The sequence below is a fragment of the Streptomyces sp. NPDC059477 genome (assembly GCF_042749375.1).
GTDB lineage: Bacteria > Actinomycetota > Actinomycetes > Streptomycetales > Streptomycetaceae > Streptomyces.
In genome coordinates this window covers 30,982-51,524 of the sequence record NZ_JBHYUG010000021.1, presented here as the reverse complement: position 1 = coordinate 51,524, position 20,543 = coordinate 30,982, and the positions used below count along the sequence as shown (strand labels likewise).

At 70.7% G+C, this 20,543-nt stretch carries 20 protein-coding genes; 16 read left to right on the top strand and 4 right to left on the bottom strand.

Annotation, left to right across the window (positions count from 1 at the left end):
• Window positions 1–24 precede the first annotated feature (24 nt).
• Window positions 25–807, top strand: coding sequence for an IclR family transcriptional regulator (locus ACFXAZ_RS13875; RefSeq protein WP_384589275.1), 783 nt, complete (start codon window positions 25–27; stop codon window positions 805–807).
• Window positions 808–904: 97 nt separating this feature from the next.
• Here the strand turns inward: ACFXAZ_RS13875 and ACFXAZ_RS13870 are convergent, their stop codons facing one another.
• Entirely contained in the window at window positions 905–1,699 is a 795-nt protein-coding gene (locus ACFXAZ_RS13870; protein WP_384589272.1) for an IclR family transcriptional regulator, read from the bottom strand.
• Window positions 1,700–1,811: 112 nt separating this feature from the next.
• Between ACFXAZ_RS13870 and ACFXAZ_RS13865 the strand changes: the two genes are divergently transcribed.
• The 8 genes from ACFXAZ_RS13865 to ACFXAZ_RS13830 all read left to right on the top strand — a co-directional run bounded on the left by ACFXAZ_RS13865 (window position 1,812) and on the right by ACFXAZ_RS13830 (window position 7,742).
• Complete coding sequence (locus ACFXAZ_RS13865; RefSeq protein WP_384589269.1) at window positions 1,812–3,224, top strand: Rieske 2Fe-2S domain-containing protein; 1,413 nt, start codon at window positions 1,812–1,814, stop codon at window positions 3,222–3,224.
• Window positions 3,221–3,865 carry a 3-phenylpropionate/cinnamic acid dioxygenase subunit beta gene (locus tag ACFXAZ_RS13860; RefSeq protein WP_384589266.1) on the top strand — a complete coding sequence of 215 codons (645 nt, stop codon included), beginning with the start codon at window positions 3,221–3,223 and terminating at the stop codon, window positions 3,863–3,865. Before ACFXAZ_RS13865 ends, ACFXAZ_RS13860 begins: the two co-directional genes overlap by 4 nt.
• Window positions 3,862–4,170: a hypothetical protein gene (locus tag ACFXAZ_RS13855; RefSeq protein WP_384589263.1), complete on the top strand. Its 309-nt coding sequence runs from the start codon at window positions 3,862–3,864 to the stop codon at window positions 4,168–4,170. Before ACFXAZ_RS13860 ends, ACFXAZ_RS13855 begins: the two co-directional genes overlap by 4 nt.
• Window positions 4,167–4,952 carry a 3-(cis-5,6-dihydroxycyclohexa-1,3-dien-1-yl)propanoate dehydrogenase gene (hcaB, locus tag ACFXAZ_RS13850; RefSeq protein WP_384589260.1) on the top strand — a complete coding sequence of 262 codons (786 nt, stop codon included), beginning with the start codon at window positions 4,167–4,169 and terminating at the stop codon, window positions 4,950–4,952. The genes ACFXAZ_RS13855 and hcaB overlap by 4 nt, the downstream gene beginning before the upstream one ends.
• 65 nt (window positions 4,953–5,017) lie before the next feature.
• Window positions 5,018–5,215 carry a ferredoxin gene (locus tag ACFXAZ_RS13845; RefSeq protein WP_384589257.1) on the top strand — a complete coding sequence of 66 codons (198 nt, stop codon included), beginning with the start codon at window positions 5,018–5,020 and terminating at the stop codon, window positions 5,213–5,215.
• Window positions 5,212–6,492, top strand: coding sequence for an NAD(P)/FAD-dependent oxidoreductase (locus tag ACFXAZ_RS13840; RefSeq protein ID WP_384589254.1), 1,281 nt, complete (start codon window positions 5,212–5,214; stop codon window positions 6,490–6,492). The genes ACFXAZ_RS13845 and ACFXAZ_RS13840 overlap by 4 nt, the downstream gene beginning before the upstream one ends.
• Window positions 6,489–7,253, top strand: coding sequence for a class II aldolase/adducin family protein (locus ACFXAZ_RS13835; protein WP_384589251.1), 765 nt, complete (start codon window positions 6,489–6,491; stop codon window positions 7,251–7,253). The genes ACFXAZ_RS13840 and ACFXAZ_RS13835 overlap by 4 nt, the downstream gene beginning before the upstream one ends.
• Before the next feature lie 33 nt (window positions 7,254–7,286).
• A complete protein-coding gene (locus ACFXAZ_RS13830) occupies window positions 7,287–7,742 on the top strand; it encodes a VOC family protein (protein WP_384589248.1) in 456 nt (151 codons plus the stop codon).
• 117 nt (window positions 7,743–7,859) lie between these two features.
• On the opposite strand, the gene ACFXAZ_RS13825 is transcribed toward ACFXAZ_RS13830, so the two are convergent.
• Window positions 7,860–9,257 carry an MFS transporter gene (locus ACFXAZ_RS13825; protein ID WP_384589245.1) on the bottom strand — a complete coding sequence of 466 codons (1,398 nt, stop codon included), beginning with the start codon at window positions 9,255–9,257 and terminating at the stop codon, window positions 7,860–7,862.
• A gap of 231 nt (window positions 9,258–9,488) precedes the next feature.
• On the opposite strand from ACFXAZ_RS13825, the gene ACFXAZ_RS13820 reads away from it, so the two are divergent.
• Together ACFXAZ_RS13820 and ACFXAZ_RS13815 are read left to right on the top strand one after the other, a co-directional pair.
• Entirely contained in the window at window positions 9,489–10,472 is a 984-nt protein-coding gene (locus ACFXAZ_RS13820) for a TAXI family TRAP transporter solute-binding subunit (protein WP_384589242.1), read from the top strand.
• 238 nt (window positions 10,473–10,710) lie between these two features.
• Window positions 10,711–11,607: a hypothetical protein gene (locus ACFXAZ_RS13815; RefSeq protein ID WP_384589239.1), complete on the top strand. Its 897-nt coding sequence runs from the start codon at window positions 10,711–10,713 to the stop codon at window positions 11,605–11,607.
• A 143-nt stretch (window positions 11,608–11,750) separates the two neighbouring features.
• Here the strand turns inward: ACFXAZ_RS13815 and ACFXAZ_RS13810 are convergent, their stop codons facing one another.
• Window positions 11,751–14,285, bottom strand: a complete 2,535-nt coding sequence (locus ACFXAZ_RS13810) for an SdrD B-like domain-containing protein (RefSeq protein ID WP_384589236.1) — start codon at window positions 14,283–14,285, stop codon at window positions 11,751–11,753.
• A gap of 142 nt (window positions 14,286–14,427) precedes the next feature.
• Here ACFXAZ_RS13810 and ACFXAZ_RS13805 point away from each other — a divergent pair, with 142 nt between their 5' ends.
• Complete coding sequence (locus tag ACFXAZ_RS13805; RefSeq protein ID WP_384589233.1) at window positions 14,428–15,309, top strand: hypothetical protein; 882 nt, start codon at window positions 14,428–14,430, stop codon at window positions 15,307–15,309.
• A gap of 7 nt (window positions 15,310–15,316) precedes the next feature.
• Here ACFXAZ_RS13805 and ACFXAZ_RS13800 read toward each other — a convergent pair whose 3' ends face one another.
• The gene (locus tag ACFXAZ_RS13800; protein ID WP_384589230.1) at window positions 15,317–16,675 is read right to left on the bottom strand and encodes a right-handed parallel beta-helix repeat-containing protein; all 1,359 of its coding nucleotides are present in this window, start codon (window positions 16,673–16,675) and stop codon (window positions 15,317–15,319) included.
• Between the two features lie 108 nt (window positions 16,676–16,783).
• Between ACFXAZ_RS13800 and ACFXAZ_RS13795 the strand changes: the two genes are divergently transcribed.
• The 4 genes from ACFXAZ_RS13795 (at window position 16,784) to ACFXAZ_RS13780 (ending at window position 20,490) form a co-directional block, all read left to right on the top strand.
• On the top strand, window positions 16,784–17,959 hold the full coding sequence (locus ACFXAZ_RS13795; RefSeq protein ID WP_384589227.1) for a Dyp-type peroxidase: 1,176 nt from the start codon (window positions 16,784–16,786) through the stop codon (window positions 17,957–17,959).
• Window positions 17,960–18,203: 244 nt separating this feature from the next.
• Entirely contained in the window at window positions 18,204–18,719 is a 516-nt protein-coding gene (locus ACFXAZ_RS13790) for a SigE family RNA polymerase sigma factor (protein WP_384589224.1), read from the top strand.
• Window positions 18,720–18,796: 77 nt separating this feature from the next.
• A complete protein-coding gene (locus ACFXAZ_RS13785) occupies window positions 18,797–19,663 on the top strand; it encodes a hypothetical protein (RefSeq protein ID WP_384589221.1) in 867 nt (288 codons plus the stop codon).
• Between the two features lie 416 nt (window positions 19,664–20,079).
• Window positions 20,080–20,490: a hypothetical protein gene (locus ACFXAZ_RS13780; RefSeq protein ID WP_384589218.1), complete on the top strand. Its 411-nt coding sequence runs from the start codon at window positions 20,080–20,082 to the stop codon at window positions 20,488–20,490.
• Window positions 20,491–20,543 lie beyond the last annotated feature (53 nt).

The window sequence follows — 20,543 nt, the reverse complement described above, 5'->3', positions numbered from 1 at the left end:
GCAGAACAGAGGACGGTGGTCGGCTTGCCCAGGTCCATGAAGAACCCGCCCGCGTACGGCGTCGCCAGCGTGGATCACGCGCTGCGACTGGCGGTGATCCTCCAGGTCGAAGGGCCGCTCACGGTCGCCGAGGCCGCCCGCAGGCTCGGCGTGGCCCGCTCCAGCGCCCACCGGCTGCTGTCCACGCTGGTGTACCGCGACTTCGCCGCGCAGAACGCGGACCGCAGCTACCGCGCGGGCCCGGTCCTGGAGATCGCCGACACCGCGCACTCGACCGTCTCGGCCGTCCGGGCCGCCGCGCTCGCCCCGCTGCGCGCCCTGGTCGACACCCTCGGCGAGACCGCGAATCTGAGTGTGCGGACCGGCCGGACCGTACGGTTCATCGCCTCGGTCGAGTGCGCCCGCGCGCTGCGGGTCGGCAACCGCGAGGGCATGGTCTTCCCGGCACACCAGGTGAGCGGCGGGCTGGTGATGCTCGCCGCGCTCCCCGACGACACCCTGAGCGCGCTGTACGCGACCGCCCCGGCCGACGGGTCGGAGGAACTCCCGGACCTGACGGAACTGCGCGCGACGCTCGGCGCCGTCCGCAGGAGGGGCATCGCCGTCAACCTGGGGCGCTCCGAGCGCGGGCTCGTCGCCGTCGGGCGCGGGGTGAGCGACCCGGCCGGAGCCACCGTCGCGGCCGTGTCCGTGTCCCTGCCCAGCGTGCGGTACTCGGCGGCCCGGGTGCGCGAGATCATGCCCGCGCTGGCGGCGACCGCGGAACGGATCTCCGCCGGGATGGCGGCGGGGGGCGGACGCCGATGAAACGGCGGGTGGGCAGCGGGTACGCCGGTGCGGCGGCCCGTACGTCAATGAGGCGCCGCGTCCGTCAGCCCAGCACCGAGCGGAGGCGCCGCCTCCGTCAGTGCAGCACCGAGCCCGCCTCCTCCACCGTCGCCCGCAGCACCTCACTGATCCGGCGCAGATCGGTCCGGTTCATCCGGCTGACCGGGACGGACACATTGAAGGCCAGCTGGAGGGAGCCGCGCCGCGCGGGGAAGGCGGCGGCGACCGAGGCGACGCCCTCCTCGCTCTCCTCGCTGCTGGTGGCGTACCCGAGCCGGCGCACGATCTCCACCTCGCCCTCCAGCTCGGAGCGGTTGCGGATGGAGTTGGGGGTGAGCCCGGACAGCTCCTCCTCGGGGTACAGCCGGCGCAGGTCCTCCGTCGGCAGCTGGGACAGCATCGACTTGCCGGTGGAGGTGCAGTGCGCGGGCATGGAGCGGCCCAGCCGGGAGGCGACCCGTACCGCGCGGGGGCTCTCGATCGCGTCGATGAAACGCACCGTGGTGCCGTCGAGGATGCCCAGATGGACCGTCTCGGTCAGCTCGGTGTTGAGCCGCTCCAGAAACGGGTGCAGGGCGTCGCGCACATCGAAGCGCTGGAGGATGGAGAGGGCCACCCCGGTCAGTGCCGAGCCCGGTACGTACGTCTTCCCGCGCTCGGCCTGGCGGATGAAGCCCCGGTAATGGAGCATCGCCAGCAGCCTGTGCGCGGTTGAGGTGGCCACCCCCAGGTAGGTCGCGACGTCCGTCAGCCGCAGCTCGCTCCGCTCCCCCAGCAGCAGCAGGATCTTGAGGGCGTTGTCCACCGACTCGATCGGGTACTGGGGCTCCGGGCCGCTGATGGACGCCGTCTCCTCCTCGTATTTCTTCATAGCAGAAGACTACGCCACAGAAAGAGCCCCCCGGCTCATGTTCTGTTGACGCTTCAGCCCCTATTTGCTCTACTGACCAGAGAAAGTATCTGCTGGATAGAAAAGGGTCGCAATGACCGACCACGCCGAGATGCTCGACGACCTACGCCGAGGGATGATCCCCGCGTACATCTACAACGACGAAGCGGTCTTCGAACTGGAGAGGACGCGCCTGTTCAGCCGCTCCTGGCTGTTCGTGGGCCATGAGTCCGAGATACCGCAGCCGGGGGACTACGTCGTGCGGCGCGTGCTGGAGGACTCCTTCATCGTCACGCGGGACGAGAAGGGTGACATCCACGCCCACTTCAATATGTGTCTGCACCGCGGGATGCAGGTGTGCAGGGCGGAGATGGGCAACGCGTCCCACTTCCGGTGCCCGTACCACGGCTGGTCCTACCGCAACGACGGCCGGATCGTCGGCCTGCCCTTCCACCAGGAGGCGTACGGCGGCGAGGCGGGGTTCCGGCGCAAGGGACAGCGGCTGCTGCCCGCGCCGAGCCTGGACACCTACAACGGCCTGATCTTCATCAGCATGGACCCCGACGCCCCGCCGCTGCGCGAGTACCTGGGCGACTTCGCCTTCTACCTGGACTACTACACCCGGCAGAGCCCCAGCGGCATCGAACTGCGCGGACCCCAGCGCTGGCGGGTGAAGGCGAACTGGAAGATCGGCGCGGAGAACTTCGCCGGGGACATGTACCACACCCCCCAGACCCACACCAGCGTCGTGGAGATCGGCCTCTTCCGTGAGCCGAAGGCCGAGAAGCGCAAGGACGGCTGCACCTACTGGGCGGGCAACGGCGGCGGCACCACGTACAAACTGCCCCCCGGCACGCTGGAGGAGCGGCTGCGCTACGTCGGCTACCCCGACGACATGATCGAGCGGATGAAGAAGTCCTGGTCGGCCGATCAGCTCAGGGTGATCGGCGACGACGGCTTCATGATCTCGGCCGCGTCCGTGTTCCCCAACCTCAGCCTGGTGCACAACTGGCCCCGGGTGGCCGACAGCGAGGACGTCCTGCCGTTCATCTCGCTGCGCCAGTGGCAGCCCATCAGCGAGGACGAGACCGAGGTCCTGTCCTGGTTCGCGGTCGACGCCGAGGCCCCGCAGGAGTTCAAGGACCTGTCCTACAAGGCGTATCTGATGTGCTTCGGCTCGACCGGCATGTTCGAGCAGGACGACGTGGAGAACTGGGTCTCGCTGACCAGTACCGCGGCCGGCTCGATGGCCCGCAGGCTGCTGCTCAACAGCCGGATGGGCATCCTCGCCGACGACACCGAGGTGGTGCCCGCGCTGACCCCGGAGCAGTTCGCCGGTCCCGGGACCGCGCACACCGGATACGGCGAGTACAACCAGCGCGAGCTGCTCAACCGGTGGGCCGACCACCTGACCGACCCGGCCACGACCGCGGCGACCGTCGAGGTCGGCTGCCCCGCCCCCATGTCGACCGAGCCCACGAGTCCCCCGGCGGTGAAGGAATCATGACGACGCAGACCAGCACGTACCGGGCGGGCATCCTCCCCGCCGACCCCGCCGCCACCGCCGGCCGCGCGGACACCCACTCCGCCCGGTCCCCCCTCGGCGCGGGCGCCTCCCGCCTCCGGCGCACCGGCCGCACGCTGCCCTTCGGCGACCCCCGCCATCTGCTCGCCCACCAGTGGCTGACCGACGAGACATACCTCCTCGACGCCCAGCAGTACGAGGAGTGGCTGGGGCTGCTCACCGACGACATCCACTATCTGATGCCGGTCCGGGTGACCACCGCGCTGGGCGCGGGCTTCGACACGGCGCCCGGCATGGCCCACTTCGACGAGGACAAGTACTCGCTGTCCCGCCGGGTGGCCCGGTTCCGGACCGAGCACGCCTGGACCGAGGACCCGCCGTCCCGGCTGCGCCACCATGTGACCAATGTGCGCACCTTCGCCACCGACGACGAGGACCATCTCGTCGTGGACTCCGGGATGCTGCTCCACCGCAGCCGGGGCGATGTCCAGGAGGCCGCCCAGGTGTCCGCCGGCCGCGAGGACCTGCTCCGGCGCACCGCGGACGGGTGGCAGCTGGCCCGCCGGACCATCCTGGTCGACGACTCCGTGATCCGGATGCAGAATCTGGCGATCTTCCTGTGAGGCTGCACTGGAGCGGCGAGGAGGAAGACGCGCGGGCCGCGCGGCGCACGGCGGACCAGCGGGCCGGACTGGCGGCCCGCACCACCGGCGACCCCCTCACCCTCGGCAACGAGTTCTCCGAGATCAGGGTGAGCCGGGTCGAGACCCGCAACGGCTCCCGGCTGCTGATCGAGTCCACCCGCTCCGGGCAGTGGGTCGCGCTGTGCCCACTGGAACTGGAGGCCCTCACCTGGCAGAACACGGCCACCTTCTCGGCGATGATCGGCAAGCCCTTCGGGCCGATGCTGGCGGAGGACGAGTCATGAGCGGCTGGGTCGAGGGCAAGCGGGCCCTGGTGGTCGGGGCCGGTTCGGGGATCGGCCGCGCGGTCGTGGACGCGTTCCGTGCCGAGGGCGCCCGCGTCGCCGCGCTGGAACTCGACCCCGCCAAATGCCGGGCCCTGCGCGAGGCCGCGCCCGATGTGCCGGTCACCGAGGGCGACGCCACCACGAAGGACGCCAACGAGCGGGCGGTGGCCCGGGCGCTCACGGCGTTCGGGGGACTGGACGTCCTCGTCAACTGTGTCGGGATCTTCGACTACTACCAGGGCCTCGCGGAACTCGACGCGGACCTCATCGACACGGCGTTCGGCGAGATGTTCGCCGTCAACGTCAAGACCCAGCTGCACTCCGTCAAGGCCGCCCTGCCCGCCCTGCGCGCCTCCCGGGGATCGGTCGTCCTCACCGAGTCGACCTCCGGGTACTACCCCGGCCGGGGAGGCGTCCTGTACGTGTCCTCGAAGTTCGCGGTACGGGGTCTGGTCACCGCCCTCGCCCATGAACTCGCCCCCGACATCAGGGTCAACGGTGTCGCCCCGGGCGGCACCCTCGACACCGACCTGCGCGGCCTGGACAGCCTCGGTCTGCGCACCCGCAGCCTCGGCGACACCCCCGGCCGCGCCGGGGAACTGGCCGGCCGGGTCCCCCTCAAGGTGGCCCTCACCGCCACCGACCACGCCTGGAGCTATGTGTATCTCGCCTCCGACCGGGCGCGCGGGATCACGGGCGGGGCCGTCCATCCGGACGGCGGCATCGGCGTGAAGTCCTGAACCCCGTCCGGTCCTGACCCCCCTCACCCCCTCACCACCACCCCAGCACCGAAAGGAGCCGGATCATGCCTGTGCTCAAGGCGGACTTCAGCATGTGCCAGGGATACGCGAACTGTGTGGTCGCGGCACCCGACACCTACGACATCGACGACGACGGCGTGGTCGTCCTGCTCAAGGACACCATCGCCGCGGAAGACCTGCCCCGCGTCCGGGAGGCGGCCCGCAGCTGCCCGGTCTCGGTGCTGACGATCGAGGACGCATGACAGCCCACACAGAAGGAAGCACGAGTGGACGCCCGCGCGGCACCGTGGTCATCGTCGGCGCCTCCGTCGCCGGTGTCCGCGCCGCCGGGGCGCTGCGCGACGAGGGGTACGACGGACAGGTCGTCCTCGTCGGAGCCGAGCCGGAACTCCCGTACGACAAGCCCCCGCTGACCAAACACCTGCTGTCCGGCACCTGGGACCGCGACCGGATCACCCTGCTGACACGGGAAGCGGCGGCGGCGCTCGACATCCGGCTCCGGCTGGGTGCCGCCGCCCGGCACCTCGACCCCGCCGGGCACCGCGTCCTGCTCGCCGACGGCAGCCACCTCGACTACGACACCTGCCTCATCGCCACGGGCGCCGCCGCCCGGCCCGCGCCCTGGCCCGCGGCCTCCGGTGTGCATGTCGTGCGCGGTCTCGGCGACAGCCGTGCCCTGCGCGCCGAACTGCGGCGCGGCGGCCCGGTGGTCGTGGTGGGCGCGGGCTTCATCGGCGCCGAGGTGGCCTCCACCGCGCGCGGGTACGGATGCCCGGTCACCCTGGTCGACCCCCTGCCGGTCCCCATGAGCAGGCTCCTGGGCACGGAGGTGGGCGGGTACTTCGGCGAGCTGCACCGGCGGCACGGGGCCACCACCCGGTTCGGCACCGGCGTACGGGCGATCCATGGCGCGGCCGGTGACCTCTGGGTCGAGCTGACCGACGGCCACACGCTGGCCGCCGGGACGGTGGTCGTCGGCATCGGCGCCGTACCGAACGACGGGTGGCTGGCGTCCTCGGGCCTGCCGCTGGACGACGGGGTCGTCTGCGACGCGTACGGCCGCGCGGGCGGCAGGGCGGACGTCTTCGCCGCGGGGGACGTGGCCCGCTGGTTCAGCGACCGGCACCAGGAGCACGTACGGGTGGAGCACTGGACCAGCGCCGTCGACCAGGCCGTCTGTGTCGCCCACAACATCACCCACCCCGGGTCCCCGCGGACCAACCCCGCCCCGGAGTATGTCTGGAGCGACCAGTACGACTGGAAGGTCCAGATCGTGGGCACCCCCGCACGCGCATCGGGTCACCGGCTGATCGGCCGGTTCTCCGGCCCCGCCGCCCGCGCCGCCGCGCTCTACCACGACCCGGCCGGCGACCTCTGCGGCGCGGTGACCGTCAACTGGCCCCGCGCCCTGGTCGAGTGCCGTCGGCTGGCCGCCGGGAACACTCCCGCCGCAGCCGCCCTGGACCGCCTGCGCGGCCTCGCCGCCGGACCCGTAGCCGCCGCCGGAGGGGTGACATGACCGACCGGCCCTACGGCGACCTGCGGCACCTGGTCTCCGACGCGTGCCGGGTGCTCGCCGCACGGGGGCTCGCGGACGGCATCCTCGGACACGTCAGCCTGCGCGTCGGCGACGGCACCCTGCTCGTCCGGTGCCGCGGCCCGCGCGAAAGGGGCCTGCGCCACACCACACCGGACGACATCCACCTCGTGGACCTGGCAGGCGCACCGGCCGGTGCCGGAGAACTCGACGGGGGATGGACCCCGCCGAACGAGCTTCCCCTGCACACCGAGGTCCTGCGCAGACGGCCCGATGTCCAGTCGGTGGTCCATGTCCATCCCCCGGCCGTGGTCGCGGCGGACCTGGCCGGGCTGACGATCCGCCCGATCGTCGGGGCGTACGACATTCCGGGCACCCGGACGGCCGCGGGAGGTGTGCCGGTCTACCCCCGGGGAGTCCTGGTCCGGGACCGCCGCCTCGCCGCCGAGATGACCGAGGCCCTGGGCGCCGGGCCGGCCGTGGTGCTGCGCGCCCACGGGCTCACCAGCACCGGCGCGAGTGTGCCGGAAGCCGTGCTGCGGGCCATCTCGCTCGACACCATCGCGCGGCTCTCGCTGCACATCGTCCAGGCGGGCGGCACCCTGACCGACCTCCCCGAGGACGACCTGGCCGAACTGCCCGACCTGGGTGACACCTTCAACCACACGACGGCCTGGCGCCATGAACTCACCCGCTGCGCGCCCGATCCCGGCCCGCACCCGTACCTCCGCCCAGAGAACTGAAGAGAACTGAATGGAACCGAAGAGGAGAATCTGATGACCATCACGCTCAACCACACGATCGTGGTCTGTAGTGACAAGCACGAGTCGGCGGCCTTCCTCGCCGGCGTCCTCGGCCTCGAAGCCTCCGCGGTCTGGGGCCCCTTCATCTCCGTCGTCGTCCCCCCGGTGGCACTCGACTTCATCGACGTCGCCGACTACCAGGCCGCCACCTCCGACGCCATCGCGCCCCAGCACTACGCGTTCCTCATGGACGAGGAGGAGTTCGACGGGGTCTTCGGCCGCATCGAGGCGTCGGGCATCGCGTACTTCGCGGACCAGTTCCTGGAGGAGGCCGGGAAGATCAATCACCATTACGACGGACGGGGCGTCTACTTCCGTGACCCCAGCGGGCACATCATCGAGTGCCTCACCCAGCCCTACACGGGGACTCCGCACGGCGCGGAGAAGGGGCGGTGGAGCGGGGCGCTGGATCAGGCGACCGAGGGCTGACGGGACCGAGGGAACGGCAGATAGGGGTGAGGCCGGGTGGGCTGCCGCTGAGATGCGGTGCCCGCCCGGCCTTTCCCTTGTCTGCGTTCGTTGCCGTTCCCCCGCCCGTTCCGGGTGCTACTCGGTGCTCTGCCGAGCGGGTGCGGCGGAGCCGACCGGGCCGGCGGGGACACCCGGGGCCGACGCCGCCGACGCCGACGTATCGACGCCGTCGTGCAGATCGCGTCGGGTGCCTTCGCGGGCGAACGGGATGACCAGCAGGCCGAGCAGGAAGCCGCCCGCGGTCAGCAGCGCGACCGGCAGAAAGCCGTGCTGATCGGCGAGGGCGACCGCGATGAGCGGGATGACGCCGCCGCCGAGGGTCCCGCCGACCTGGTAGGCCAGGGACGACCCGGTGTAGCGGTGCCGGGTGTCGAACATCTCGGAGATGAACGCCGCCACCGGCCCGTAGGCGGCTGCCTGGACGATCGCCAGGCCCAGCAGGTAACCGGCGAACAGCAGCACCGGCGAGCCCGCCGAGATCATCCAGAAGACGGGGAAGGCCGCCACCAGCCCCAGCGCGGAGCCGGCCATCAGGACCCGGCGCCGGCCGATGCGGTCGGAGAGATGGGAGCAGAGCGGGATGAGCGCGACCTGGAGGATCGCCCCGACCGACAGCGCGGTCAGGGCGAGCGACCGGCTGTGACCGCCGTCCGTGGTGGCCAGGGTGAGGCCGTACGAGGTCAGCAGGCCGGCATTGGCCGAGGCGCTCAGGGTGCCGAAGATGCAGATCAGGACCGCCCGCCAGTGCCGGGTCAGGACGCTGCGCAGCGGGGCCGCCGCTTTCTGCCCGGCCTCGCCGCTGGCCTGGAGCTGGGCGAACAGCGGCGACTCGATCATCCGCATACGGATGGCCAGGCCGATCAGGGTCAGCACCGTGCCGATCAGGAAGGGGATGCGCCAGCCCCAGGCGAGGAAGTCGTCCTCGGGCATCAGGCCGAACAGCGCGAGCATGGCGGAGGCGAGCACCGAGCCGCTCGGCGCTCCCATGTTGACGAACGAGGCGACGAAGCCCCGCCGTTCGCCCGGCGCCGTCTCGACGCTGATCGAGACCGAACCTCCCCAGTCGCCGCCCACGGCCAGGCCCTGGACGACGCGGATCGTGACGAGCAGGATCGGCGCCCACACACCGATCGTCGAGTGGGTGGGCAGGACGCCGATCAGGCCGGTGGCCGCCCCGGTGATACCGAGGGTGACCAGCAGAATCCGGCGGCGGCCGTACTTGTCCCCCAGCATGCCGAAGAGCACACCGCCGAGCGGACGTGCCAGATAACCGGCGAGCAGAGTGGCGAAGGCCAGGATGGTCCCGGTGCCCGAGTCGACGGGACCGAAGAAGATCTTCCCGAAGACGAGGGCGGCGGCGGCCGTGTAGATGAGGAAGTCGTAGTACTCGATGGTCGTGCCGAAGTAGCTGGACAGCATCACCGTGCGTACGTCGGACTTACGAGGCATGGCCCGGGGGCTCTGCTCGGTCATGGGGTTCTCCAAAGGGAATGCGCGGCCAAGCGCGCACCGAGGACACGATTGCTCTGGTCAGTTTTTCTGTTCTACAGAGCAGTGCTCTGGAGTTGTCTACATCACGCCACATGGGCCGTCAACAGGTTCGCCAGGTACTTGACTATCTCGACAAACCGGGTCCAAGGTGCCTGTATGGCAGAAGTGTCTTCTGTTCACTAGAACTACAGGCTGACGAACGGAATGTGACTGATGAGGGAACTGACGGACGCCGTGCACATCCGGATGCTCGGCGCGGGCCAGAACTGGATGGATGTCACCAGCCTCGCGGCAGTGGGAATGGCCGGCTACTACAGCAAGCTCCCACCGGGTTCCACGGCGGCGGCCATCACGGGCAACCCCGGCGAGATGTGTATGAAGGCCCCGCGGCTCGTGGCGGACGGACAGTACGACATGGCCGTGACGACACCGCTGTGGTACCTGAGAATGGCGATCGAGGGACGCGGGCCGTTCACCGAGCCCTTGCCCCTGAGCGTGCTGGCGGTGTTCCCTCACGACGACCGCCTGGCGTTCGCCGTGAGGCGGGAGACCGGGCTGAGGAGTCTCCACGACATCCGCGAGCGGAAGTACCCGCTGCGCCTGTCCATGCCGACCCCGGAGATGCACCATCCGGCGGGGTGGGTGATCGACGAGATCCTCGGCCGGTACGGGCTGACCCGCGAGGACATCGAGAGCTGGGGCGGCGAGATCCTCCATGACCGCCCCCAGGCGATGAACTCGGCCACGGAAGCCCCGATCGACCCCACGTTCGACGCCATCTTCGACGAGGCGTTCATGACGAGGCGGTGGCGGCGCGTGGCGGAAGCCTACGACCTGCGCTTCCTGCCGGTCGATGACGATGTTCTGGCTCACTGCGAGACGCTCGGCATGGAGCGTGGCGTCATCGAGCGGGGCCGTCAGCGCGGGGTGGACGCCGATCTGCCGACGGTCGACTTCAGCGGCTGGGCGCTGTTCTGCCGGTCCGACCTGCACGAGCGGATCGCCTACCTCACCGCAGCCGCGCTCGACGCGAAGTCGGCGGAGATCTCCGGGCGGTTCACGGGTGAGTTCGCGGCGATGACGCGACCGATCGACCTCACCCGGCTGACCGACACCGATCTGCCGATCCACCCTGGCGCGGAGGCGTACTACCGTGAGGGGCGAACGTCGCAAACGCCCCAGAACTCACCGTCGTGACGGGACATGAGACACGGGACCTGAAACAGCCGACCCCGATCCGAGGAACCGAATGCCGGCAGAACCGACCCGCGAAGGCCACGGTGGCCATGGAGGCCACGGAGGTCATGGAGGTCATGGAGACCCCGCAGTCCATGGCGCCCCCGGTGTCCCCGGAGCCCATGGAACCCCTGGCCACACCCTCGTACTGAGCCGTGCGGAGGTCGAGGATCTCCTCGATCTGCGACAGGCGATGCGGGTGACCGAGGACGCGCTGCGGGAACAGGCCGCGGGAATGGTGGTGGCGCAGGCCCCGACGCACCTCGACGTGGGCGCCGGGGCGCTGCGGGTCGTCAGCGGCGCGCTGACCGGATCGGGGCGCATGGGTCTGCGGGCCTCGGGTGCGCAGGCCCTCGCGTCGGACAACGGAGCGGCCCTGCTCTTCGACTCCGGAACGGGCGCGTTGCTGAGTGTCCTCGCCTATCCGTTCGCGCGGCTGAGGACGGGCGCGATGTTCGGGCTCGCCACCGATGTGCTCTCCGCACCGGACGCCCGCCGGCTGGCCATGGTGGGAACCGGCCGCAACGCCCTGGGCCTGGTCCAGGCGGCGTCCCTGGTGCGCGAGATCGAGCACGTCCGCGTCTACGGCCGGGACGAGGAGCGCCGGGCCCGGTTCGCGGCGGCGGTCACCGAGGAACTGGGCATCGCCGCGGAGGCGTCGGACTCCCTCCAGGGCGCGACCAGGGACGCCGAGATCGTCTTCGTGTCGACCAACAGCAAGCGCCCCGTCCTGCACCACGGTGACATCACCCGCGGCGCCTTCGTGGCCGGCATGGGCACGCCCTGCGAGTTCGGGGAGGACCTCTACCTGGCGGCCGACCAGGTGGTCGTCACCGCCGTGGAGCACGAGCGGCACTTCACCGATGTCTGGCGGGACGGCTCGATGCACAGCACCTTGGTGGACCTGGACCGCACCGGAAAGCTCCCCTGGAGTTCGGTGCTGGAACTGGGCACGGTCATCACCGACAAACGCCACTGCGAAGGCACCACCGTGTTCCGCGAATCCTCCGGCGGGTACGGAGACATCGCCTTCGCCGCCTGGGTGTACACCAGGGCCCGGGAAACCGGCCGGGGCACGGAAGTCGCCTTTACGTAGCGAAGGGCTACCCCATGCGGCGGCCACCCCATGCGGCGATGTGACCCCGGTCGACAAGAAGAAGCCCCCAGGTCTTTGACCTGGGGGCTTCGTGCGGGGTACGGGTACTTCTGGTGTTGCGGGTACTTCTGGTGCTACGGGTGTCAGCGGTGTCGTGCGCGCCGCTGGCGGGTGACGAGAACCGCTGTCGTGCCCGCGCCGAGCAGTACGGCGACGAGGGCGAGAGTGCCTCCGATGCCGGACATGCCGGTTTCGGCGAGGCCGCCGCCCGGGCCGTTCGGTGCGGGGATGTTGGGCGCCGGGCCCGTCGGCTGCGCCGGGGTCGGCGTCGGGGTCGTGGAATCGGTCGGGGTCGGGGACGGGGACGGGGATTCGGATGACGTCGGGGTCGGCGTCGGGGACGGGGATTCCGGCTCCGGGATGTGCACACCGGCGTCGATCGTGTGATCGACCCCTCCCGGTACGGCCGGCGCGGTGACCGGGGCGTAGCCGTTGCAGAGCGGGCCGGTCGTCGGCGGGGTCACATTGGAGTCATGGACCTGGTCGTCACCGGCGCGCGGCAGTGTGAACCGCAGGTCGGCGGCGTCCGGCCGGCCCGGCACCTCGCTGGTGTCCGCCGTGCACACATCGAACTGCACGGTGTACTCGGCGCCCGGTGTCAGCTCGTACTCCGCGCCGACCCCGCCGAAGTAGTACTCACCGGCGGCATCGGTCGTGGTCGTGGCGACCTGCTCGCCCTCGGCGTCCAGCAGGTTGATCGTCGCGCCCGGCAGCAGGACGTGCCCCGGGTCCTGGAGGCCGTTGCGGTCACCGTCGTACCAGACCACGTTGCCGATCTGGATCGGTGCGTTCGCCGCGGCGTACGCGATGTCGCCGAGGCCGCCGGCCTTGCCGAACCCGCCCTGGTCGTCGGCGACGAACTCGTACGCGTTGTTGATCGGGTCGTTGCCGGGGCCGAGGCCCGTGGCAACGTCGTAGTAGCCGGTTCCGCTGGTGACGACCTGGCCGGCCGGGTCCATCTGGGTGCTGACGACCCACTGCTGCTGCGGGATGTAGGCGACCGATCCGAGGGCGGACTCCTGGTGCGGCCCCGGCTGGGTCGCGGAGCCGCCGTTCGGGAAGAAGTCACCCGGGAAGTACTCGACGACGTCGGCGGACTGGACCCCGTCGAGGGCCGGGTCCGTGGCGTGGTCGGGGCAGCTTCCGGTGCCTTCCCAGTCGTAACCGCCCTCGGGCCGGGCACAGGCCATGTTGATGTCACCGCCGGCCATGCCGTTCTGCGGTGTGTCCTTGCCCGGCCTCGGGTCGAGGCCGCCCCAGCTCACGACGTCCATGAACCGGTCACGGAAGCCGAGGATCAGCGAGCCGTCGCGGGCGAAGGCGATACTCGCCAGCGCGGGCTGCGGATTGATCATCGGACCGCCCAGGCTGAAGCTGTCCCAGTCCGCCAGGTCGGTGTTCCACGGGTTCCAGTGCGTGGCCTGGTCGTTCTGGGCGAGGCCGGCGAGCACGGCCCCGCGCTCGAAGTCCAGCGGCTGGGACAGCACGGTGGTGAAGTCCTCGCCGTCATAGGTGGCGACGACGGCCTTCAGGTCCGCCCGGTTCTGTGTGCTCTCGGCGCTGCACACACCCCCGACATACAGTTTGCCGTCGTGGGCCGCCACGCTGAACGGCCGCCAGTCCCCGTCCGCCGCGCAGCCCGGGTCGGGGATCGGCACGGTGTCCTCGGGCGCCGCGGCCGTGGGCCCCGTCGCGTCGAAGCTGACCAGGCTACGGGTGAGCAGATTCACCGCGTACAGGGTCGAGCCGTCCTCCGACAGGGCCAGGCCGCCGATGCTCTCCTTGCCCGGCGCGTCGGTGAATCCGGCGTCCTTGATCAGGTTGGCGGTGTCGTGCGGTGTCTCCGTGGCGTCCGGCACCGTCGCGAAGAGTGTCGGGGTGCCCCCGTCGGCGGGCTGGATGTAGATCGCGTCACCGCCATCCGGCCCGTACTCGGTGTACCGGCGGGCGAACGACGACTGGAACAGCTGGTCGCGGTACTGGTCGTAGGCCAGTCCGTAGGTCGTACCCACCTGGTCCTGGGTGTTGAGGACGTCCGGGCACGCCGCCGGTTCGGGGCAGATGCCCCGGACGTCCGTCCCGAACGCCACCAGTGCCCGGGTGTCCCCCCCGCCCGCGCCGTTCTGGATCGGTACGAAGTACCGGGTGTCGGGCAGCGCGTAGTCGGCCGGGTTCCAGACCCCGGTGGTCACCGAGTCGTCCTTGCCGTCCGAGACGTCCACGAACGTGGTGAAGCTGTCGAAGTGGTTCGGCGCGGTCGACGCGGGCGCCGGTCCCAGATAGTCGCTGTAGGGCGCCGGGACGGTGACATCGACCCGGTACTTGCCGCCGGTCAGCTCGCTCGACGGCGGCACGATGACCCTTCCGGTGACATCCGTGACACCGGTGACGCTGTTGCCCTCAAGGTCGATGACATCGACCTGCATTCCCTGCTGGGGTACATCCATGGTCGTGTTGATCACGCCGGTGCCGAAGAAGTCCCGTAGTACCTCGACGGTCAGGGTGCCGTCAGGGGCCGCGGCTCCGGCCTGCCCGGCGCCGGTCAGGATCGTGCCCGCGCCGCCCCCCACCACCAGCAGGCCGGACAGGCCCATCCGCACCAGTACACCTAGTTGCATAACGCTCCTTTACCTCGTCCTAAGCTTACGCAAATCCAGCAACTTCCGCGCAGAGACTACAGTTGACGGCTCGTCATGTCCGGCGGGGGCGGAGTTTGGGGGCGCACGGGCGGGAGCTGTACGCTCGCGCCGCGTGCGGAGCATGTGGAGCAGCAGAGCGCGGAACAGCAGCGCGGGGCGCGTCAAGGCGCGGGGCATCGACACCGAGCGGCGTCGCCGGTGGCCGCGGTCGCGCTGGGCGGCGGCCGTCGCCCTCTGCCTCGCGGCAGCCGCGACCAGCGCGTTCGTCCTCCTCGGTGACGGCGATGACCCGGCCGCGCCAAGGGCGCTGACCTCGGACGAGGTGAACCGGCTGGCGATCACGCGCTTCCTCAACTACCAGGCGGGCGGCCGGGCGGTGACGATCACCGTGCCGAATGTCACCGGCGGGTTGGTCATCACCGGATCCATCGACTACCGCACCCACACGGGGTACGGGGTGGTGCGTGGGACCGGGCGCGACACGTCCAGCGACGGGCTGATCCAGTGGACGGCCACCACCGTCCTCGTCCATCCCCTGGCGGACCCACCGGCAGCCGCACCGGCTTCGCCGCCCGCCTCCGGTTGGGTCAGCCGTCCGTTGCAGACATCCGGTATGACCCTGGACAGCGCGCTGGCCATCGTGCTCGACCTCGGCAGCGACCGCCCGGACAACGCCGCGCTGCTGCCGCAGAACGGCGCCGGCTGGGTCGGGGAAGAGGAGGTGCGCGGTCATCGGACGGACATCATGAACGGACCGCGAGCCGAGGCCGATTCCGGTGCCAGTGCCAGTGCCAGTGCCGGTGCTGATTCCCGCGCCGATTCCGATGGCGGCACCGGCGGCACCGATACGTCGCAGACCGTGCGTTACTGGCTCGGTTCGGACGGCACCATGTACCGGGTCGAGGCCGCCATCGCCTCCGCGCCCCAGCCGGTGGTCTTCGAGTTCGACACCCAGGCGTACGTTCCCGTCCAGCCGCTGCCCGGAGCCACCCCGGCGCCGTAGCCGCCGTTCACGAGGTTTGTACGCGCGCGTTGTCGGCGAGCAGTGACGGCGACGGCAGCGCGATGTCCGCGAGGACCGGCAGCTCCGGAACGTCCGGTACGACGGTGGCGCCGAGCGTGCCGGCTCCCGGGAACTCCGGCTGCGGGCCGGGCGCGGCCACGTCGGTGAAGGGGATGCCCGCGGGCGCCACCGGGCTCTGCCAACTGCCGGAGGGCGTGGGGGAGGTGGCGGGGAGCGGGCAGGACGCGGTGGCCGCGAGCCCGTCGGGCACGGTCGTGCGAAGCTCGTTGCCTTCCAGGCAGTTGCCCTGTCCCCGGGTGGCGGTGGGGAACGTCCAGCCGATGTCGATGCCGTTGTCGGTGAAGGTGTTGTCCGTGATCCGGTTGCCGTCGGCCGTCAGGTCGGCGGTCGCGGTGATCACCAGTCCGGCGTTGGTGTTGCCGGTGACCAGGTTGCGGAGGAACCGGTTGTCGCTGCCGCCGTCGATGCCGATGCCGATGCCCCAGCCGCCGTCGGCCTGTTCGGGGGTCTGGCGCTGCTGGTTGTCGGCGATCAGATTGCCCGCGATGACGGCATCGCGCTGCGGGAGCAGTTTCTCCTGGTGGTCGGAGTTGGTGGTCAGTCCGACGCGGTTGCCGGTCAGACGGTTGCCGACCACATACAGGTCACCGCTGGCGTTGGTGCCCTCGTAGCCGACCGCGTTGAGTTCGGAGACGTTGTCCCGCACCACGATCCGGCACGGCCTGCACTGGCCGACATAGATGCCCGAGTCCGCCCCGCCCGAGGTGTAGGACCGCTCGATGACACCGTTCTGCGCGGAGAACGCGTAGATGCCGTAGAGGCCGTTGCGGGTCGCGGTCACATGCGACACCAGGAACGAATCCAGGAGGCTGACGGGTTCGTCGCCGGTGTCGTAGCCACTGCTCCCCGGCAGCGCGGTGACCGCCGCCGCGGAACCGGTGACCAGCACCCCGTTGTGCGTGTTGTTCCGCACGGTCAGGTTCTCCACGGCCACCCCGGGCGCCGTGACGATCACACCGTTCGGCCGCCGCACCTGCCCGTCGATGATCACCTCGGCCCGGGACTCACCCCGCAGAGTGATGCGCTCCGTGTCGATCCGCACCGACTCGTGGTACACCCCCGGAGCCACCAGTACCAGGTCACCGGGTTCGGCCAGGGACACCGCGTCCGAGATCGTCGGGGCGTCGCCGGGCACCCGGATCGTCACCTGCGCGCCGTCGGGCCGCCGCCCCTCGCCCGATCCGTCGTCGCTGCCGCCACCGCCACCGCCACCGCCGCTACAGCCGGTCACCAGTGTCAGCGCGCCCAGGGCAGCCGTCATCACGCGAAGAGCCAATCGAGACATGATCCCAGTCTGGCACGGTGCCCACCCCCTCGTAGAAGCGTCGAACTCCGGCTCAAGGCGGGGAGGTTGAGCGGCAGGCGCGGGCCGGGGTGTGGCACTGTACGCATCATGCACCGCGCCGACCGCTCCCCGTCCCGCCGCGCGTTCCTCGATGCCACCGGCGCCACGGTGGCCGCGGGTCTGCTCGCCGGGTGCTCGGGGGACTCGGGGGATCATGGGGACTCGGCCCAGCCCAGCCGCCCCGCCCCTTCCGCGTCGGCCGCGCCCGCGCCGGTCGCGGTGACGGGCCGCCATCAGGCGGGCGTGACGCTTCCCGGGTCGGCCCAGCCCCATCTGCTGGCCCTGGTGGCCGACCTCGGTGCCACGGTGGCGCCGGGCCCGTTGCTGGCCGAACTCGGCGAGGCCATCCGTACCATCGCCGCCGGGTCCGACCCACGGCTGCTGGGCCTGTCCCCGGGCGATGTGACCGTGACCGTCGGCGTCGGCCCACGGCTGGTACGGGCGGCCGGTGCCACGTTGCCCGGCGCGGCCGACCTCCCGGCGTTCTCCCGCGAGCGGATCACCGCCCAGGCGCGCGGCGGTGATCTGCTGATCCAGATCTGTGCCGGTGACGCCCTGCTCGTACCGGTCGTCGCCGCCGCGCTCCTGGACCAGGCCGGCGACCGAGTCCAGGAGCGATGGCGGCAGTTCGGACGCCGGGGTACGGAGGTGTCCGTGGCCGAGGGCCGTACCGCACCGCGCAACCTGCTCGGTTTCATCGACGGCATCGTGGGCCCGCACACCACCGCCGAGCAGGAACGTGACCTGTGGCTGGCCGGCCCCTCCGAGGTCGCCGACGGCACCCTGGCCGTACTGCGGCGCATGGAACTCGACCTGCCCCGGTTCGCCGCGCTGTCGGTCGCCGAGCAGGAGGCGGTCTTCGGCCGACGCCGGGCCAGCGGCGTACCCCTCTCCGGCGGCGGCATCGCCGCGGCCCCCGGACTGGGCGCCAAGACGCCCGACGGGCGCTACCTCATCCCCGTGGACGCCCATGTACGCAGGGCGAACCCCACCGTGGTCGGCGTCGGCCACATGCTCCGCCGCTCCTACAGCATCGACGACCCCGCCCCCGGCCTGCTCTTCATCAGCTTCCAGAACGACCTGCGGACCTTCACGGCCACGCTCGCCCGCATGGACACCTCCGACGCGCTGCTCCCCTTCACCACGACGACCGCCAGCGCGACCTTCCTGATCCTTCCGGGCTACGACCAGCGACGCCCGCTCGGTTCCACTCTGTTCGGCTGACGCGCGATCGGGGGCGCCGGTCGAGGCGGCGGGGCGGCGGGCGCCGCCGACTGCACCGGTTCCCTGGGATGCCGGCATCACACTCGCCGTCCTCGAAACCGCCGACCGCCCGGACGACCGGGCCGGCCCGGTCCCGTCGGCCGGGCGTCGGGAAAACAGATTCCGGCACAGGTGTGACACAGACCCGGGGCCGAGGCGTCTTACGGATGTGCAGGAATCAACGGCAGTGAGAGGGCGGGGACGGGTGACGGCTGCAAGCGCTCTCGACGAGTTCCAGGGCTTCGCACGTGCCGCCACGCCACGATTGTTCCGTTCCGCCCTGCTCATGAGCGGCGACTGGCATCTGTCCGAGGACCTGGTGCAGACGGCGCTCGGCAAGATCTTCTCGTCCTGGTCCCGGGCCCGGCGCGCGGACAACCTGGAGGCGTACGCGCACACCGTGCTGATGCGCACCTACCTGTCCCATCGGCGGCTCCGGCGCTCGTCGGAGCATCCGGTGGCGGCACTGCCCGAACTGTCCACCGCCACCGCCACCGCCCCGGACACCGCGCTGCGCGTCACCCTGCTCGCGGCGCTGGCCGAACTGCCCCCGCGTGACCGTGCCGTCGTCGTCCTGCGCTACTGGGAGGACCGCAGCGTGGAGGAGACCGCGTCCGTACTGGGGATGACCCGGGGTTCCGTACGCAACCGCAGCAGCAGAGCGCTGGCCAGACTGCGCCGGACGATAGGCGACGGACAGGACTCCATCGCCATGCGCTGACCTCGGTCCGGCCCCGCCGCCCACCCGACCCCGCCCGCGTCCCGGACCCCCGCAACACCAGAAAGGACGGTGCACCTGTGCGGCACGACGAGTCCATCCCTCTCGATGACGACCTGCGGTACGGCTCCGAGCTGTCCCGCGCTCTCGGCACCGCGCTCACCGATGTCTCCCCGCGCACCGAGTTCCTGGTGGCGGGCGCGGTGGCCCGGGGCACCCGTACCCGGCGCCGCAACCGGGTGGCGCTGTGGGGCTCGCTGGCGACGGCGGCGGCGGCGCTGACCGGTGCGGTGCTGCTCCTGACACCGCCGGCACAGCAGGACACGGTCCAGACCGTCACCCTGCCCGATTTCTCCGCCGTCGGCGACGACCCCGTACCGGCGGGCAAGGAACCCCTGACGGGCGCCGCCACGCTCGCGCTGCTGACCGAACTGCTGCCCGGCGAGCCGTCGGTGGCGGACACGGACGCGCGGGACAGCGACCCGCAGTACACCGCCGTACAGACCTACGGTGAAGTGACCCTGACCGGCGGGGGACAGGTGGCGGTATGGCTGCAAGGCGCCTACGTCCAGCAGGCGGAGCGGAACGACCAGGCCGGTTCCGGGTTCGACCGTCCCACGAGCAAGCCCGAACTGAGCGACCCGGCCCACATGCCGTCGCGGTCGGAGCTCGGGCGGCACTACTCCTGCGAGGCCGGGGACGACGGCTGCCGGATCACCAAGCTGGGTGACGGATCGGTACTGCTCCTCCAGGAGCGGGGCAGCGGCTCCGGAACCCAGCTCACCGCCGATGTGCTGCGCCCCGACGGTACGCGCGTGGTGGCGAAAGCGACCGGGACCGCCTACCGGGCGGCCCAGGTACAGGCCCTCGCGACAAATCCGCGCTGGCAGGAATGGGTCGATCCGGAAGTGAACGACGCCGCGGAAAAAAGATTCACGCCAGAGTAGGGCATTCCACATACATAGAATTCCGAATTCCATCGGGAGGCATTTCGTGGTCAATGCGCACATACCGGACGGAGACTTACCGCAGCGCACTCGCCGGGAACCGGGATGGTCGGTTGATTTTTGGACACCTGGGAAGAAAAGTGAACGGCATTCCATGGAGTCTCGACCTACTCTTGCGGTAGCTGCTTCACGGCAGCAGGCAACCCATCCCGCATTCGGTGCGGAAGAAGCGTCTCCGAATGCCCTAGGAGCGGTGCAGCTGTCCGCGCAATGGGTACGTTCTCTCGATCTTTCTCGGTACGAAGCTCATTCAGTTTCGCCTGCTTCAAAGGCGTATCAGCACCATGTCAACGGGGGACTGCTCTTTCCTGTGCGCGGATGCGGAGTAATCCGAACTGCGAAGGAAGAGGATCGGCATGCGAATAAGGAAGCTCACGGCGACCGCGCTGGCGGGCGGCGCGCTGGCCGTCGGCCTGGCGACGGCGTCACCCGCGGCGGCGGCGATCGAGTACGACTGCGGGTCGGGCGAGGTCTGCCTGTACTACAACTCCTCGGACTATGGGTACGGCGCGGTCTACGTGCAGTACGCCAGGATCCCGGACTACGCGGGCTTCTACTTCAGCACCGGAAGAAACGGCAGCAGCGGGGCCGGACGCGAGGTCAAGAACCAGGCCGCCGCCGTGGACAGCTGGATCAGCACGAAGTTCCGCGTGTACTACAACAGCAACTACAACTGCACCGTCGCCTGCCAGGACATCCCGGCCTACGGCACCCGGGATCTCAACTCGTCGCTGAAGAACCAGAACGCGTCGGGCAAGGACATCTGATTTCCGACCAGGAGATCCGGGGGTGGGGGGGGGGGGTGGGGGCGCCCCGCCCC

Coding starts and splice junctions, on each gene's coding strand:
- ACFXAZ_RS13870 (WP_384589272.1), bottom strand. CDS start 1,699: ATGAAGAAATACGAGGAGGAGACGGCGTCCATCAGCGGCCCGGAGCCC.
- ACFXAZ_RS13865 (WP_384589269.1), top strand. CDS start 1,812: ATGACCGACCACGCCGAGATGCTCGACGACCTACGCCGAGGGATGATC.
- ACFXAZ_RS13860 (WP_384589266.1), top strand. CDS start 3,221: ATGACGACGCAGACCAGCACGTACCGGGCGGGCATCCTCCCCGCCGAC.
- hcaB (WP_384589260.1), top strand. CDS start 4,167: ATGAGCGGCTGGGTCGAGGGCAAGCGGGCCCTGGTGGTCGGGGCCGGT.
- ACFXAZ_RS13845 (WP_384589257.1), top strand. CDS start 5,018: ATGCCTGTGCTCAAGGCGGACTTCAGCATGTGCCAGGGATACGCGAAC.
- ACFXAZ_RS13840 (WP_384589254.1), top strand. CDS start 5,212: ATGACAGCCCACACAGAAGGAAGCACGAGTGGACGCCCGCGCGGCACC.
- ACFXAZ_RS13835 (WP_384589251.1), top strand. CDS start 6,489: ATGACCGACCGGCCCTACGGCGACCTGCGGCACCTGGTCTCCGACGCG.
- ACFXAZ_RS13830 (WP_384589248.1), top strand. CDS start 7,287: ATGACCATCACGCTCAACCACACGATCGTGGTCTGTAGTGACAAGCAC.
- ACFXAZ_RS13825 (WP_384589245.1), bottom strand. CDS start 9,257: ATGACCGAGCAGAGCCCCCGGGCCATGCCTCGTAAGTCCGACGTACGC.
- ACFXAZ_RS13820 (WP_384589242.1), top strand. CDS start 9,489: ATGAGGGAACTGACGGACGCCGTGCACATCCGGATGCTCGGCGCGGGC.
- ACFXAZ_RS13810 (WP_384589236.1), bottom strand. CDS start 14,285: ATGCAACTAGGTGTACTGGTGCGGATGGGCCTGTCCGGCCTGCTGGTG.
- ACFXAZ_RS13805 (WP_384589233.1), top strand. CDS start 14,428: ATGTGGAGCAGCAGAGCGCGGAACAGCAGCGCGGGGCGCGTCAAGGCG.
- ACFXAZ_RS13800 (WP_384589230.1), bottom strand. CDS start 16,675: ATGTCTCGATTGGCTCTTCGCGTGATGACGGCTGCCCTGGGCGCGCTG.
- ACFXAZ_RS13795 (WP_384589227.1), top strand. CDS start 16,784: ATGCACCGCGCCGACCGCTCCCCGTCCCGCCGCGCGTTCCTCGATGCC.
- ACFXAZ_RS13780 (WP_384589218.1), top strand. CDS start 20,080: ATGCGAATAAGGAAGCTCACGGCGACCGCGCTGGCGGGCGGCGCGCTG.